The sequence below is a fragment of the Vibrio sp. 10N.222.49.A3 genome, from assembly GCF_041475145.1.
In the GTDB taxonomy this organism is placed as follows: Bacteria; Pseudomonadota; Gammaproteobacteria; order Enterobacterales; family Vibrionaceae; genus Vibrio; species Vibrio tasmaniensis_A.
This window is the reverse complement of sequence record NZ_JBFRVM010000189.1, coordinates 1-15,134: the sequence shown is the minus strand read 5'-3', so window position 1 is coordinate 15,134 and position 15,134 is coordinate 1. Positions and strand designations below refer to the sequence as shown.

General features: G+C 43.8%; 13 protein-coding genes and 1 riboswitch. Of the genes, 9 read left to right on the top strand and 4 right to left on the bottom strand.

Features of this window, described 5'->3' with window-relative positions; genetic code table 11:
* Positions 1-81 precede the first annotated feature (81 nt).
* A complete protein-coding gene (plsB, locus tag AB4589_RS22300; RefSeq protein ID WP_269337476.1) occupies positions 82-2,505 on the bottom strand; it encodes a glycerol-3-phosphate 1-O-acyltransferase PlsB in 2,424 nt (807 codons plus the stop codon).
* Positions 2,506-2,724: 219 nt separating this feature from the next.
* On the opposite strand from plsB, the gene AB4589_RS22295 reads away from it, so the two are divergent.
* From AB4589_RS22295 to dinF, 4 genes are all read left to right on the top strand, one after another.
* Positions 2,725-3,087 carry a diacylglycerol kinase gene (locus tag AB4589_RS22295; RefSeq protein WP_269337478.1) on the top strand — a complete coding sequence of 121 codons (363 nt, stop codon included), beginning with the start codon at positions 2,725-2,727 and terminating at the stop codon, positions 3,085-3,087.
* A 94-nt stretch (positions 3,088-3,181) separates the two neighbouring features.
* Positions 3,182-3,802 (top strand): transcriptional repressor LexA, encoded by a 621-nt coding sequence (gene lexA / locus AB4589_RS22290; protein ID WP_009848249.1) that lies wholly within the window; start codon positions 3,182-3,184, stop codon positions 3,800-3,802.
* 97 nt (positions 3,803-3,899) lie between these two features.
* Entirely contained in the window at positions 3,900-4,778 is an 879-nt protein-coding gene (locus AB4589_RS22285; protein WP_102249632.1) for a class I SAM-dependent methyltransferase, read from the top strand.
* A 141-nt stretch (positions 4,779-4,919) separates the two neighbouring features.
* Positions 4,920-6,275 (top strand): MATE family efflux transporter DinF, encoded by a 1,356-nt coding sequence (gene dinF, locus AB4589_RS22280; RefSeq protein ID WP_198592255.1) that lies wholly within the window; start codon positions 4,920-4,922, stop codon positions 6,273-6,275.
* Positions 6,276-6,381: 106 nt separating this feature from the next.
* Here the strand turns inward: dinF and sthA are convergent, their stop codons facing one another.
* Positions 6,382-7,782: a Si-specific NAD(P)(+) transhydrogenase gene (gene sthA / locus AB4589_RS22275; RefSeq protein ID WP_017103565.1), complete on the bottom strand. Its 1,401-nt coding sequence runs from the start codon at positions 7,780-7,782 to the stop codon at positions 6,382-6,384.
* A 327-nt stretch (positions 7,783-8,109) separates the two neighbouring features.
* On the opposite strand from sthA, the gene fabR reads away from it, so the two are divergent.
* Positions 8,110-8,751, top strand: a complete 642-nt coding sequence (gene fabR / locus AB4589_RS22270) for an HTH-type transcriptional repressor FabR (protein ID WP_010438693.1) — start codon at positions 8,110-8,112, stop codon at positions 8,749-8,751.
* Complete coding sequence (locus tag AB4589_RS22265; protein ID WP_004736696.1) at positions 8,751-9,122, top strand: YijD family membrane protein; 372 nt, start codon at positions 8,751-8,753, stop codon at positions 9,120-9,122. Before fabR ends, AB4589_RS22265 begins: the two co-directional genes overlap by 1 nt.
* Positions 9,123-9,212: 90 nt before the next feature.
* Here AB4589_RS22265 and trmA read toward each other — a convergent pair whose 3' ends face one another.
* On the bottom strand, positions 9,213-10,322 hold the full coding sequence (gene trmA / locus AB4589_RS22260; RefSeq protein WP_009848254.1) for a tRNA (uridine(54)-C5)-methyltransferase TrmA: 1,110 nt from the start codon (positions 10,320-10,322) through the stop codon (positions 9,213-9,215).
* Positions 10,323-10,476: 154 nt separating this feature from the next.
* A riboswitch (cobalamin riboswitch) is annotated at positions 10,477-10,680 on the top strand.
* Positions 10,681-10,719: 39 nt separating this feature from the next.
* Between trmA and AB4589_RS22255 the strand changes: the two genes are divergently transcribed.
* The 3 genes from AB4589_RS22255 to murI are packed head-to-tail and all read left to right on the top strand — an operon-like array spanning position 10,720 to position 14,175.
* Entirely contained in the window at positions 10,720-12,594 is a 1,875-nt protein-coding gene (locus tag AB4589_RS22255; RefSeq protein WP_372101699.1) for a TonB-dependent receptor domain-containing protein, read from the top strand.
* Positions 12,595-12,642: 48 nt separating this feature from the next.
* Positions 12,643-13,308: an ATPase gene (locus tag AB4589_RS22250; protein ID WP_371710191.1), complete on the top strand. Its 666-nt coding sequence runs from the start codon at positions 12,643-12,645 to the stop codon at positions 13,306-13,308.
* Between the two features lie 60 nt (positions 13,309-13,368).
* Positions 13,369-14,175, top strand: coding sequence for a glutamate racemase (murI, locus tag AB4589_RS22245; RefSeq protein WP_029225473.1), 807 nt, complete (start codon positions 13,369-13,371; stop codon positions 14,173-14,175).
* On the opposite strand, the gene AB4589_RS22240 is transcribed toward murI, so the two are convergent.
* Positions 14,138-14,590: an RNA-binding protein gene (locus AB4589_RS22240; protein ID WP_009848258.1), complete on the bottom strand. Its 453-nt coding sequence runs from the start codon at positions 14,588-14,590 to the stop codon at positions 14,138-14,140. The genes murI and AB4589_RS22240 overlap by 38 nt on opposite strands.
* Positions 14,591-15,134 lie beyond the last annotated feature (544 nt).

Below are 15,134 nucleotides of genomic sequence, written 5' to 3'. Positions count from 1 at the left end.
TAAGTGAACGGCATTACACCCATTGGGTGCCTTTTTTGATCGTGTTAAGTCTAGCGATTAAAGTGAATGCTAACTAAGAGATTATTCTGCTTGGTGGATACTCTCTTGAATCGTCAAACGTACTTCAGGGTAAAGCATTGAGTAGAGAAGTTTAGCGAATTGCTGAGTCTTTTCTAAATCACAGTTACCATCGTTATCCAGATATTGCTGCTGTTTCAGAGTTGCGAACATCGACGCAAACACGCCTTTATCGAAGAACTCCGGTGCGTTGATACCTTGTAGACGACCAAGTCGCTGTGCTATGTCTTGGCTCTTCTGCTCAAGGTCTGACTTATCTAGATCAGGATTCTCTGCCAATAGGTTCAGAGCAATTGAGTAGCGCTGGAGCGTTTCTGAAATCGTACGGCCTAGTAGCATCAGTGCTTGGCTGTTTGACTGGTTGATCGTTACTTGGTTGTTCGACACAACAAGCATGCCTTGACCGACTAGCTCATCAATGATGTTCGCAACCACGCTTTCAAGCTGATCTTCGTCGTAGCTTAAAAACAACTCTTTCTTTAAGAATGGGTAGATAGCTGCAACATTTTCTTGAATAGCGTCGATTGATAAACCGTGCTGACGAATGGTCATCTGAGCGATCAATGATGGCAATGCAAACAAGTGAATGATGTTATTACGATAGTAGGTCATCAGAATCGATTGGTGACGATCAAGTGAAATGATGTCGCCCATAGTGTCTGATTCAATTAAGAACTTGTTCAATGACTCTGCGTGTTTTACTAAGTCTTCAGCGCTGTCTTTAGGCACTGTGAATGTATCTGAATAAGGCACATTCTTAAGTAGAGACAGGTAGCAGTTGATCTGAGAAACCAAAGAGTCTCGAGACAATGCGCGCTGTCTTGAAGCCAATAGTGCCGTTGCACAAAGAGTCAGGGCATTGGTCGCTGCCGCATCGTTAATGTGCGTCATCATTTTGGTTGCCAAGTCATTAACCACCGGGTTCATCCATTGTGGTTTGCTGGTTCCCATTGGGTCGATATCTTTAGTCCACTCAGGAGCATGTTCGTTCAGATATTGGTTAAGCTGAATTGGCTCACCGAAGTTCACGTAGCCTTTACCAAAGTTACGCAGCTTACGAATTGTACGAATCACTAGGCTCGCGTTTTCTTTCTCTTTACGCTTACCACGAAGTTCTTTCGCGTAGGTCGCGACTTCCATTACGTGCTCATAGCCGATGTATACAGGAACCAAAGTTACCGGACGGTTCATGCCGCGCAGCATGGCTTGGATTGTCATCGCTAGCATGCCGGTTTTCGCCTGCAATAGACGACCCGTACGAGAACGACCACCTTCACTGAAGTATTCTACTGAGTAACCTTTAGCGAACAGTTCGGCTAGGTATTCACGGAAAATCGTTGAGTAAAGCTTGTTGCCTTTGAAACTACGACGAATAAAGAACGCACCGCCGTGACGGAAAATAGGGCCGGCAGGGAAGAAGTTGAGGTTGATCCCTGCTGCGATGTGCGGAGGAACCATACCTTCATGATAAAGCACATAAGAAAGCAATAAGTAATCCATGTGACTACGATGACAAGGTACATAAACGATCTCGTGACCATCTTGAGCCAGCTTACGAACGGTTGAAGCGTTGCTGATATGCAGGCCTTGGTACAACTTATTCCACAACCAACCAAGAATCTTTTCACCGCGTTTGATTAGCGAGTAAGAGAAGTTCGCAGCAATCTCGTCCATGATGTCTTGAGCTTCTTTGCTCGCTTTCTCTATGGAAATATTTTTTGATTCAGCTTCATCTTCTATCGCCTTTTTGATTGCTTCTGACTTTAGCAGGCGGTCGAACAGAGCTTGGCGGCTTGGTAGGTTAGGGCCCGATGCTGCAAGTTTTTGACGAGAGAAGTGAATGCGTGCCACGCGCGCCAGTTTATGCGCGATGGTGCTGTCGGTGCCGTGTGAGTTAGCCATGTATCGTAGAGATACCACTGGGCTAAAGCGAACCAGACAGTCACGACCTGCTAGCAATACAGCTTTCGATTTCTCTAAGCCGTTCATTGCTTGTAGGTAAGGCTTCTGGTTATTCTCTTTACCAGGCTTTCGACCCCACAATACGGTGGCAGGGATAACTTGAACGTCGAGCTCAGAGTCTTCTGCATGCAGTGAAAGCAGTTCAGAGAAGACTTCAATTGATGAGCTTGGTACATAATCATCGTCTTGCAGTAGAGTTTTGCGAGAAGAGATAAAAACGTAGCGTTGCAGTGATTTGCCATTGATTTCAAGTTTGCTCAATGGATCAGGCAACCCTAGTTCAAGTGCATGTTTTTGCAATGTAAGAATGTCTACACTTGAGCGAAACGGTAAGGCGTATACAATCGGTTTGCTCAAATCAATGTTCAAATCCTCTACAGGGTTTGAAGGGATTGATGTGCTCTTTACCAATAGGGATAAAGGTAGCTTCATTAATGAACGTGAAAAAGATTGTCCAGAAGACATATAGGTTCACTGCCTCAATAGTTATTTCAATGTGCTCAAGCGTATCTCTATTTCTATAATGAGAGGATAAATCCTATGAGTGAAATAGGGATAAGCCTAGGCGTAAATTTAATCGATGCAAGAATACCAGAAACTGGTCTAACCTTTTAATGGAAATAGTCATATTGCCGTTAAGTTTGTGGAAAATCATTCATCGACTGATTGAGTATAGAGTTAAAAATGACCAAAAAATCAAACACCGGAGTCAAACGTATCGTCAAAGCGGCGGGCTTTTCATGGCAAGGCATCACGAGCTCGTTTAAAAACGAGGCTGCATTTCGACAAGAAGTCTTTATGGCCGCAGTGCTTATTCCGTTGGCGTTCTACTTAGATGTAAACCAAGTTGAGCGAATCTTAATGATTTCAGCCGTCGTGTTGGTGATGGTTGTCGAGTTGATCAATACCGCGATTGAAGCGGTCGTTGACCGAATCGGTAGCGAACATCATGAGCTTTCTGGGATGGCGAAAGATGTTGGCTCAGCTGCCGTTTTTATCTGTTTAGTATTAGCTGGTTACGTGTGGTTAGAGATCTTGTTTTTGTAATTCGCTAAAAATGAACTAAAAACAACCAATTGCTTTGCTTTTATTCAGTTACTGGATATACTCACAGTCAACTGTATAAAAAGACAGGTGAATCATGAAGCCGTTAACGCCCCGCCAGCAACAAGTTTTTGACCTTATCAAAAGTAAGATCGAAGATTGCGGTATGCCACCGACTCGTGCAGAAATCGCACGTGAACTTGGTTTCCGCTCTGCAAATGCTGCAGAAGAACATTTGAAAGCTCTTGCTCGTAAAGAAGCGATTGAGATTATCCCGGGTGCGTCTCGCGGTATTCGTATTTTGCTTGAAGATGCAGCGAATGAAGAGCAAGGTTTACCATTAATCGGTCAGGTTGCCGCTGGCGAGCCTATTTTGGCTCAAGAGCATGTAGAAATGCATTACCAAGTTGACCCAGGTATGTTTAAGCCACAAGCTGACTTCTTACTTCGCGTAAATGGCGAAAGTATGAAAGACATCGGTATTATGGATGGCGATTTACTGGCCGTGCATAAAACACAAGACGTGCGTGATGGACAAGTTGTCGTGGCTCGTGTCGACGATGATGTAACGGTAAAACGCCTAGAGCGCAAAGGTTCTACCGTTCTGTTGCATGCTGAAAATGAAGAGTTTTCTCCAATTCACGTGGACTTAGAATCCCAACACTTGTCTATTGAAGGACTTGCGGTTGGTATTATTCGTAACACGGACTGGATGTAGTCAGTGCAAACAGCTTATTGATATTTACTCTCAATAACTTGTTATTGTAATTGATATTCATTATCATCTTCTTTGTCGAGATACAAGGGAGATGATGATGCCAAACCCAACCAAACCTCAAATGAAGCCGCTTATTCGTAAGTCGCACACCTATGATCAAAAGGCTTCTTCTGATCTCGGGTCAGCACATCAAGAATTCCAAGTACCGACGAATCTTGTTCAACACCTTTGGTTTCGCAGCCGCGAAAGCCTAGCCGATGACGGTCTTGTTTATGACCCTATTGCAGCACAAGCCTGCAAGCGTTGCCAACTCGCACCTGAATGCCTTACCGGTGAACTCGACCAGCAACAACTCCTTTACGCGACACTGACTCAACTTTGTGACTCTCAAGTTCAACAGTTTTTATCTCATAACCCAGATGCTTGGATAATTAACGTGGGAGCAGGGCTTGATACCCGCTTCTACCGTTTAGATAATGGCCGCTGTCATTGGGTTGAGCTAGATGTAACCGAGAACTTAGTTTGGCGACAACGCCTGTTCCACAAGAATGAACGCTACCGTCTAGAGTGTGGCTCGGTGGATGACCTGACCTGGTTGGATGAACTTAATATTCCAGAACAAGCCTCAGTGATGGTGGTGTGTGAACATGCTCTGCTGGATTGCAATGAACAACAGACGGCGAACTTTATTCAGTCTTTGAGCCGTTATTTTACCCACGCACATGCGTGTTTAGTGTTAGCTGGAGATAAAAGCTCTAGTGCTCTGGGACAAAAGCTTGGTTCTGGAAAATACGCACATGGCTTATCTTCTCCGATAGACAGCGTCCTTAATTGGCTGCCATGGGCTCAATGGGTAAAAGTGTTTTCTCCACTTGACCAGCAGTGTAATCGTTGGAAATTGTGGCAGCGACTTCTTTGTAAAATCTCTCAGGTCAAAAAGCGTTTAACGCCGCAGTTAGTGCTTGTTAAGTGGTAGTGCTAGCGGTTCTGTTGGCAGATATCTGAATGCTTGCCTCGTTAGAGGTATTCGTTATCGATAAAAGGCAAGCACCTCCCCACAACATAGTGAAAGCCCACTCACTAGGTTAAACTATCGCCTCTAATCTAAGAGGTGATCGTGAAGTTATTTAATCCCCAAACTATTTTTCAAACGTTATCCAATCAGGCGATGCACAAAAAAGTGCTGTTACTCGCGATCCCGATGGTTCTTTCTAATATTACGGTTCCACTGTTGGGCTTAGTCGATGCTGCGGTTATCGGTCACTTAGAGCATTCTTGGTATTTAGGTGGTGTGGCGCTGGGTGGCACAATGATCAGCGTGACCTTTTGGCTGCTCGGTTTCTTACGAATGTCGACGACGGGACTGGCCGCGCAATCTTATGGGGCGAACGATGGCAAGCAACTTGGTTTAGTCTTTGTGCAAGGCGTGACCATGGCACTAGGGTTTGCTGGTTTCTTCTTGCTATTGCATAGCTTTGTTGCGGATGCGGTTTTCTCTCTGAGTAGTGCCAGTGACCAAGTGAAACACTATGGTCAGCAATATTTCTCTATCCGAGCATGGAGTGCGCCTGCTGCGTTGACTAACTTTGTGCTGTTAGGTTGGTTACTCGGAACCCAAAATGCCAAAGCACCCATGTGGATGGTGATCATTACTAATATCACCAACATCGTTTTAGATATCGTATTTGTGATTGGCCTCGGCTGGCAAGTGGAAGGCGCAGCATTGGCATCTGTAATGGCTGATTATGCCGGTTTAACATTTGGCCTGATTTGTGTTTACCGAATCTGGGTGAAGAAGCAGTTACCATCGCCATGGGAGCTGCTTAAGAAAACCAGCCAAGGTTTGAGTCGTTTCGTAAAACTGAATCGCGATATCTTCCTTCGTTCACTATGCCTACAAGCGACTTTCACTTTCATGACCTTCCAAGGTGCAAGCTTTGGCGATGATGTTGTTGCGGCCAATGCAGTGTTGATGAGTTTCTTGATGATCATCTCTTATGGGATGGATGGTTTTGCCTACGCAATGGAAGCCATGGTCGGTAAAGCGATCGGCGCGAAAGATAAAGATGAGCTAAATCAGTCTTTGATTGGCACCTTTTTTTGGAGCTTCAACATTTGCTTGGTGCTCACCATTGTGTTCGCGATTGCGGGGTCTAGCTTGATTAACATGATCACCACAATCCCAGCAGTGAAGAGCCAGGCTGAGGTGTATCTGCCATGGTTGATTGCAATGCCGTTGGTTTCGATGTGGTGCTTCTTATTGGATGGTATTTTCGTTGGGGCAACCAAAGGCAAGGATATGCGCAATAGCATGTTCGTGGCGACCTGCTGCTTCTTTGTAATTTTCTACTTGGCCTCAGGTTTAGAAAACCATGCGCTGTGGCTAGCAATGTTGAGTTTTATGGCGATGCGTGGCATCGGTCTTGGAGTGTTGTTTGTTTCTCAGTGGAAGAAGGGGGAGTTTCTCGCTTAGCTTGCATAGCTTAGTTCAGGGAACGAAAAATAAAAACAGCAAGCTCTTGGCTTGCTGTTTATGTACTTGGCCTACAGGTGGTCAAATAGTCCTGTTGGTTCTTTGTTTAGAACAAACGGTTAAGTCCGTTAAGCGCTGCTACGCGATACGCCTCGGCCATCGTCGGATAGTTAAAGGTGGTATTCACAAAGTATTCGATGGTGTTGGCTTCGCCTTTTTGTTCCATGATCGCCTGACCAATGTGAATGATTTCAGCGGCACGTTCACCAAACACGTGGATACCTAAAATCTCTTTAGTTTCACGATGGAAAAGTATCTTCAAGCTACCAATATCTTTACCTGCAATTTGAGCGCGAGCTAAGTGCTTGAATGAAGAACGTCCCACTTCATACGGCACTTTAGCTGCGGTAAGCTCTTGCTCGGTTTTACCGACAGAGCTGATCTCAGGAATGGTGTAGATACCTGTTGGGATGTCTTCGATAAGGTGTCGTTCTGCTTCACCTTTCATCACAGCTTGGGCCACAAATCGACCTTGGTCATAAGCAGCACTTGCTAGGCTAGGATACCCAATCACATCACCGACAGCGTAAACATGTTCAACACTGGTTTGGTAGTTGCTGTTGACTGATACTTGTCCACGAGAGTCCGCTTCTAAGCCAACCGCACCAAGGTTCAGTTTATCAGTATTACCCGTTCGACCATTGGCATACAGTAGGCAATCGGCACGCATTTTTTTACCTGACTCTAGGTGAATGATTACACCATCATCTGTTCCTTCAATTTTCTCAAAGGTCTCATCGTTACGAATAACAACGCCACTGTTCCAGAAGTGGTAAGAAAGTGCATCTGAGGTTTCGTTATCTAAGAAGGACAACAGGCGATCGCGAGTATTAATGAGATCGGTTTTCACGCCTAAACCGCGAAATATAGAGGCATATTCACAGCCGATAACACCAGCACCATAGATGATGATGTGTTGAGGATCGTGTTTAAGAGAAAGAATCGAATCGCTGTCGTAGACACGTTCATGCATGAAGTCGACGTTGTCTGGCTGATAAGGACGAGAACCTGTCGCGATAACAAATTTGTCTGCGCTGTAGTGTTCTTCAGTACCGTCGCTTTGCATTACGGAGATCGTGTGGGTATCGATAAAACGTGCAGTACCGAAGACTAACGTGCATTGGTTGCGATCGTAGAAACCTTGGCGCAAGCGAGTCTGTTTGTCGATGACCGATTTAGCATGCCCCAGAATATTGGAAAATGTTGAGTGGATACTTTTATTGTTCTGACAAAACAGAGGGTTACTGTTGAATTCAATAATACGACTTACGGCATGACGCAGTGCTTTGGAAGGAATGGTCCCCCAGTGGGTACAACCACCACCAACGCTGCTCTCTTTTTCAATGATAGCAACGTTCAATCCGGCTTTGGTTAATCCCATCGCTGCCCCTTCTCCTCCGGGGCCACTACCAATTACGATTACATCAAAGTGGTTGGAGTGCGACATAGATATCTTCCTTGTTATATTTGATTAACATTGCTTTAGCGAGATTTTAACTGATTCTGTTCTTGGGTACATGAAAAGGGCATCAGAGAGTCGGTGAGATCACGTCATGCTACTGAAAAAATAATATTTGGTATGTCGTATGTCTCCAAATGACGGTGCGGATATTGAAATGTTTTCTTTGAACGTATTTACTTCGATACGTGAACAAAGAGGTGTGTTTAGTGTCTTATATAACCAGAGTGCCTTATATAAGTAAGTGATTCGCGTTATATTGAATAGAGTATTAGACATGCCTGTTTAGGCTGTAAAAGAAGATGTTGATAAAGTATGAAACCAATGGGCATTCGCGCACAGCAAAAAGAAAAAACTCGTCGTAGCTTAATCGATGCGGCATTTAGCCAACTCAGTGCCGATCGTAGTTTTTCTAATCTAAGCTTGAGAGAAGTCGCTCGTGAGGCTGGAATAGCTCCGACTTCCTTTTATCGCCATTTCAAAGACATGGATGAGCTTGGCTTAACCATGGTCGATGAAGGTGGCTTATTGTTGCGTCAGTTGATGCGTCAAGCTAGGCAACGCATAGTAAAAGAAGGCAGCGTGATTCGCACATCGGTTGAAACCTTTATGGAATTCATTGAAAGCAGCCCAAACGTATTCAGACTGTTATTGCGGGAGCGCTCAGGAACTTCATTTGAGTTTCGTGCAGCGGTAGCTCGTGAGATACAGCATTTCTCTGCTGAGTTAACCGAATATTTGATCACAACAGGAATGACAAGAGACGAAGCTTTTACTCAAGCGGAAGCCTCCGTCATCTTGGTTTTTAACTCAGGGGCAGAAGCATTAGATTTAGATCGACGTCAGCGAGATGAATTGGCTGAGCGTTTGATCATGCAATTGCGAATGATGGCCAAAGGAGCTTTTTGGTATCGTAAAGAACGTGAACGTAACCGATTAAAAGGCGGGATTGAATAATGTCGAATGAAAATAATACTGTAAACCGTGGTTCTGAAAGAAAGACACTCGTACTTGCTGTTGTAGCAGGTGTGTGTGGTGATGCACTGTTATCTTGGGTAACAATGAGCGAAGTGGGCTTTTCTATCTTCCCACTGATTGCTTTAGTTTTGGCTGTACAAGCGCTTTACCAAGAATACCTAACTAATCCCGTATCTGAAGATATTCCGTTAGTGGGTTTAGCTTGTTTCTTTGTAGGTGCATTTGGCCACTCGGCTTTTGTGAAAGCACAACACCCTGATGCCGGGTCAAACTTCTTTGCGATTATCGTCGCGATGCTACTGCTCGCTTGGGTAGGTAAGAAGCTAGGCTTTATCGGTAAAACCGCTTAAACCAATCTATAAATAAAGAAACGAGCCAATTGGCTCGTTTTTTGTATTTGCTGCTTAGCTTAGCTTTGACCTCGACCTAGAGAGCGAGGCTTATGCTTTACGCTCTAGGAATACACCTGCTTCCATATGGTGTGTGTAAGGGAACTGGTCAAATAGAGCAAAACGGGTGATGTCGTGTGTTTCGCTTAGAATGTCTAGGTTCTCTTTCAATGTCTCAGGGTTACAAGAGATGTACATGATACGCTCGTAGCCTTGAACCATCTTACAAGTATCGACATCCATACCTGAACGCGGTGGATCAACAAAGATAGTGTTGCAGTTGTAGCTCTTAAGATCGATGTTCGCTTGCTGTAGACGACGGAATTCACGCTTGCCTTCCATTGCTACGGTAAAATCTTCCGCAGACATGCGGATGATCTGAACATTTTCAATCTTGTTGGCTGCGATGTTGTATTGCGCAGATTCTACTGACGGCTTCGCTAGTTCTGTTGCCAGTACACGTTCGAAGTTCTGTGCCAGTGCTAGTGAGAAGTTACCGTTACCACAGTAAAGTTCAAGCAAGTCGCCTTTGCTGTCTTGAGTACAGTCGACAGCCCACTCCAGCATTTTCTCTGCTACTTTACCGTTTGGTTGAGTAAAGCTGTTCTCAACTTGCTGGTAGATGTAGCTATCACCATTCACATCTAGCTTTTCGATAACGTAGTCGCGGTCCAGTACGATTTTCATCTTACGCGCACGGCCGATCAGGTTTAGGTTAAAACCTTCATCGTTTAATTGCTGTTTAAGTGCTTTAGCATCTTGAATCCACTGTTCACCCAATTGGCGGTGGTAAAGCAGTGACACCAAAATCTCGCCGCTTAATGTAGAAAGGAAGTCTACTTGGAATAGTTTGTGGCGTAGAGAGTGGTTGTCCTTCATTGCATCCGTTAATAGAGGCATTAGGTCGTTGATCAGGCGGCTAGCCGCTGGGAACTGGTCTACGCGGTATTTTTCTTTGGTCTCTTGATTGAACATGACGTAATACATATCGTCACCTTCATGCCACACGCGGAACTCTGCACGCATGCGGTAGTGTTGTTCTGGAGATTCATACACTTCCAGCTCAGGCACATTATATTCTGAGAACATTTCAGTAAGACGCTCAGTCTTTTCTGCCAGTTGTTCTTGGTAGCGTTGCGGGTTTACTTCTAAATTCGCCATTGTTATGCCTTTTGCTATCGTGCTTTTAAATCAAGAGCGCAGATTTTATTCAATCACAGGCGCTTGTCCAGTGTTGAGAGCCATTCAGTCTAAATAGACGACGAAAACTATAGCTTATAACTATCTTAGACTAGACAAATGATTCATAGGTCAATACTATTTCCGGCAAGCTGGTGCCATGTGGATGTATAGATGGCTGAAGAGGGAATCTGGTGAAAATCCAGAACTGACGCGCAGCGGTAAAAGAGAACGAGTATTCATAGACACTGCAAATAGCATTTTGTGGGAAGTCGAATATTAGGTAACCGAAAGGTTGTGCTCTTAAGTCCGAATACCTGCCAGCGGCTAAGCCATACAATGTGGTTTGGTAGGACTTTACGCGATTTAGGATCACAACATGAACAAATCCCTTTTAGCGGTTGCTGTAGCATCGCTGCTTTCACCTATCTCCAATTTACACGCACAAGAAGCATCTGCTGACGAAACCATGGTCGTTACGGCTAACCGTTTTGAGCAGTCTGTGGGTCAAGTTACAGCAACTGTCGATATTGTGACTAAAGAGCAAATTGATAACCTGCAAATCAAATCTCTAACGGAAGCTTTAGCATTATTACCTGGTGTGCAAGTAACGCAAAATGGCGGACGTGGACAAAACAGTTCAGTCTTTGTTCGCGGTACCTCATCGAATCAAAGCATTGTCCTCTATAACGGGGTGAGAATTGGTAGTGCGACAACTGGTAGTGCGAACTTCTCAGTTATTCCTCTAAGCGGCGTTGAACGTATCGAGTTAGTAAAAGGTGCTCGTGCTGCGGTATATGGTGCTGATGCAATAGGTGGTGTAATTAACATTATTACTTCATCAGGGGCTGATGTTGACTCTGGTACTGTTCAAGTTGGTGCTGGTACTGATAACTATCGCCAAGGCGCAGCTGGTGTGAGCTCTAAAGTTGGTCAGAACTCTTGGATCAATATGTCTGTAAACACTGAAGCGTCAGATGGTTTTGATGTCGTAGGCACTGGCCCGGCTCTACCTGATGAAGATGGCTATAGCCGTCAAGACTTAACGCTTGAGGTTGGGACAAACTTTTCACCTGAGTGGTCTGCCAAAGTGATGGGCTTCTATCATAAAGGCGTGACTGAATATGAAAGTTATAAGGACTTTTCAACAGGTAAGCTATCAGCTGATGAGCAAGAATCTATTCTTTTCAACTACGCAGCGCTTGTTGCATATAATGGTGAGAAGTATCGTTCATCTTTGTCTGTATCAACTAACCGCGACGATAGTAACAATAAAGGCGGTCAAGTTCCGGGTAGCCACTTAATCACTGATCGCCATGCTCTTAACTGGCTGAACTCTTATCAGTTATCTGAGATCTTTGTACTTAATGCAGGCGTTGACCTAACTAAAGACACCGTGGCTGATTCCAAAATTTGGAGCAGCAATAGTTACCAGAGATATGACGGTACTAGTCGTAAGAATAATGCAGTATTCGCTTCGGCTTTCTATGACAATTCAGGTCTGCAAATTGAAGCAAGTGTTCGTCATGATGACAACGAAGTCTATGGCGGAAAGTCGACATGGCAGCTAGGAACTGGTTATCTTGTTAATCAGAATTGGCGTTTGATTGCGTCTGGTGGTACTGCCTTTCGAGCTCCGACATACAATGACTTATTCTGGCCTGGCTATGGTAAGAGTGACTTGAAACCAGAAGAGTCTTTGAGTTTTGAGGCTGGATTTGAGTTCTTCTCTGACGTATCAGATATACGCGTTGTAGGTTATTCAAACAAAATTACTAATTTGGTAAGTTATCAGTCAAAAGGTGAAGCTTTAAAGAATTCTGATGCGACAATACGTGGTATTGAAGTAAGCTCGCAGTTTGAGACTGGCGTGATTTCACACTCAGTGTCGCTAGACTTCCTAGACCATAACAACAAAATCAATGTTGCTGGTTATGGTCAACCAGAAGACATTCAAGATAAAGAGCTGTCTCGTAGAGCAAACTTTGCAGCGAAATGGTTGGTCAGCTATGAACACAATGACTGGCGTGGTGATTTGAGCTATCAGTATCAAGGTAAACGCTATGACGATGCAAAAAATACGGTGGAACTTGAACCGTATAGCCTCGTGAACTTTACACTAGCTTACCAGTTGACCGAACAATGGAAACTACGAGCTAAAGTTGAAAACTTGTTTAATACTCAATACCAAACGGTGGATAAGTATGAAACGCAAGATCAAGCATACTACCTAAATGCTTCATATCAGTTCTAACTGGTATGCAAACCGCCTTCGGGCGGTTTTTTCTTATTGGATGTATCAATGAAAAAGAAAGTCGTCATAAGTTGGTCGTCAGGTAAAGACTCTACGTTAACGTTAGAGCGCCTACTTGAAAGCACCGAGTATGAAGTTGTTGCTCTGTATACTACGTATGTTGGAGATGAAGTTCCTTTCCAGGTAACTCCTATTGAGGTAGTTGCAATGCAAGCTCGATTGGTCGGTTTACCATTAATCATGATTGAGCTACCGGAAGTCTTCCCAAGTAATGAGGTTTACCAAAGTACGATTGTCTCGGTACTTAAAGATTCTAGCTTATCAATCGATGCGGTCGCGTTTGGAGATATGTTCTGTAATGGCATTGCCGATTACCGAAGAAGTTATATAGAGCCAGCTGGTTGGGAGTGTGTGTTTCCCCTAATGGGAGAGAGCAGTCAGGTACTTGCGAGTGAAATAATAGACAGAGGAATCGAAACCTTTCTCGTCACGGTCGATACCGATGCATTAGACATGAGCTATTGCGGGAAAGAATACACGTTTGAGCTAATCGACAGTTTACCGAGTCACGTCGACCCATGCGGCGAAGATGGTGAGTTCCATACTTTAGTAACGTCAGCGCCATGCTTTAAAGGAAGGCTTAAGATAGAGCTGGAAAATGTAGATCAGGGTGAGCGCTTTGTGCATCAACGCTACCGAGCCTGCATTATGTAGAGTGATGATTGGCGAAAACTAAGTGAAGGGGTATCATTGCAACGGAACTTATTACAGGTAATGGTTGTGTCGGAAAGCATACAAAAAAACATATTGATCTTTGATTCTGGAGTTGGCGGTCTGTCCGTATATAAAGAGATAAGCCACTTACTACCGAATCATAACTATACTTATGTATTCGATAACGAGGCTTACCCATACGGTGAGCTCGACCAGCAAGTCCTTATCCACAGAGTTCAAAGCATCGTCGCCAGTTTTGTGGCTAGCCACGCTATTGATATTGTGGTGATAGCCTGCAATACAGCAAGTACAATTGTGTTACCTACACTAAGGGCTAATAACCCAATCCCTATTGTCGGGGTTGTTCCGGCAATCAAGCCAGCATCGCTACTTGCCAATAAAGCCGTTGGTCTTATTGCAACACCCGCAACGATTACTCGTGAATACACACACGAGCTCATCAAAAACTTCTCTAGTAATAAAAGAGTTGAGCTTTTAGGTTCTACTCAGCTGGTGGATATGGCCGAAGATAAACTCCGAGGAGAGGCGATTAACCTTGAAGAGCTGCAGCAAATCCTTCAACCAATGATCAACACAATTGATGTGGCTGTTTTAGGGTGTACTCATTTCCCACTGATCAAATCAGAGATTCAGCAAGTGCTAGGTAAAAACGTGATGTTGATTGATTCAGGTAAGGCTATTGCTAAGCGGGTTCAAGATTTATTGGATTTAGAGAGCAGTACTGAAGAAGGGGGAGTGCGTGAGGCTTTTTGTAGTGCACTTCCTAAAAAAGAAAGTGCACTAAATAGTATGCTGAAGCAGTTAGGGTTTAGCTCAGCTCAGCTTCGTCCGTTTCTGGATGTTTAGGATCGTTTGCAACGCGTACTTTTAAAGTACGTTGCATGTAATCTTTATCGTTAAGTTCTGAAATAGCATGATTCACATCATTACTTGCCATAACAACAAATCCAAAACCTCTTCTTTTACCAGTACGTTTGTCTTTCATTAAACGTACAGCAAATACTTCACCATATTCAGAGAACAATTCACGTACATGTGATTCATTCGCTTTGTATGGAAGGTTACCCACATAAAGTGTTTTTGTTGAAGCCTTAGGTTCTGACTCTGATTTTGAGTTGGTGCTTGAAAAATTAACAACAAAAGCGGAAGCCAAGACACCAAGGATAAAGGTAATTGCAGGCGATATATCTACCTGAGAGAAAACAATGCCGCCCAATACAGCTAGCGCGACAATTAACAACATCGATTTTTTTGAGTTCATATCGGAATACTACATATTAATAAACGAAATATACGCATCTACCATTAACAAAATAGACACATGAATCTTACGTTCATGGCTTCCATTTTGCCAATGTATTGCTGTGATACGTCTCAAATGTTTAGTTTTTATTCGAAAAATGCGGATGTGGTGGCTTTTTAGGCGAACAAAACTTTTATTTAAAAAAGCTCTTGTGCTCTATATCGAACTCTCTATAATGCCGCCTCACCGACAAGGAGTGAGACGAAAGTCACGCTGCGAAATCGGTAGAGAATAAGAGTTTGAAAATAACCCTTGACTCTCTAAGTGGTGCAGGTATAGTACGCACCCCTAGCGATTGAGATGTGAGTCACAAAACGCTAGCGCTCTTTAACAATTTAAACCTATCAATCTGTGTGGGCACTCGTTGATGAATATCAAAACGTTTTATCATTAGATAAAACAGATTCTTCGGAATCAAAATTGATTTCAATGAACTGAGTGACCAATACGAATAATTACTTTCTATATGGAGAGGGGTTATTTGGCACAGTCAATTCATTAC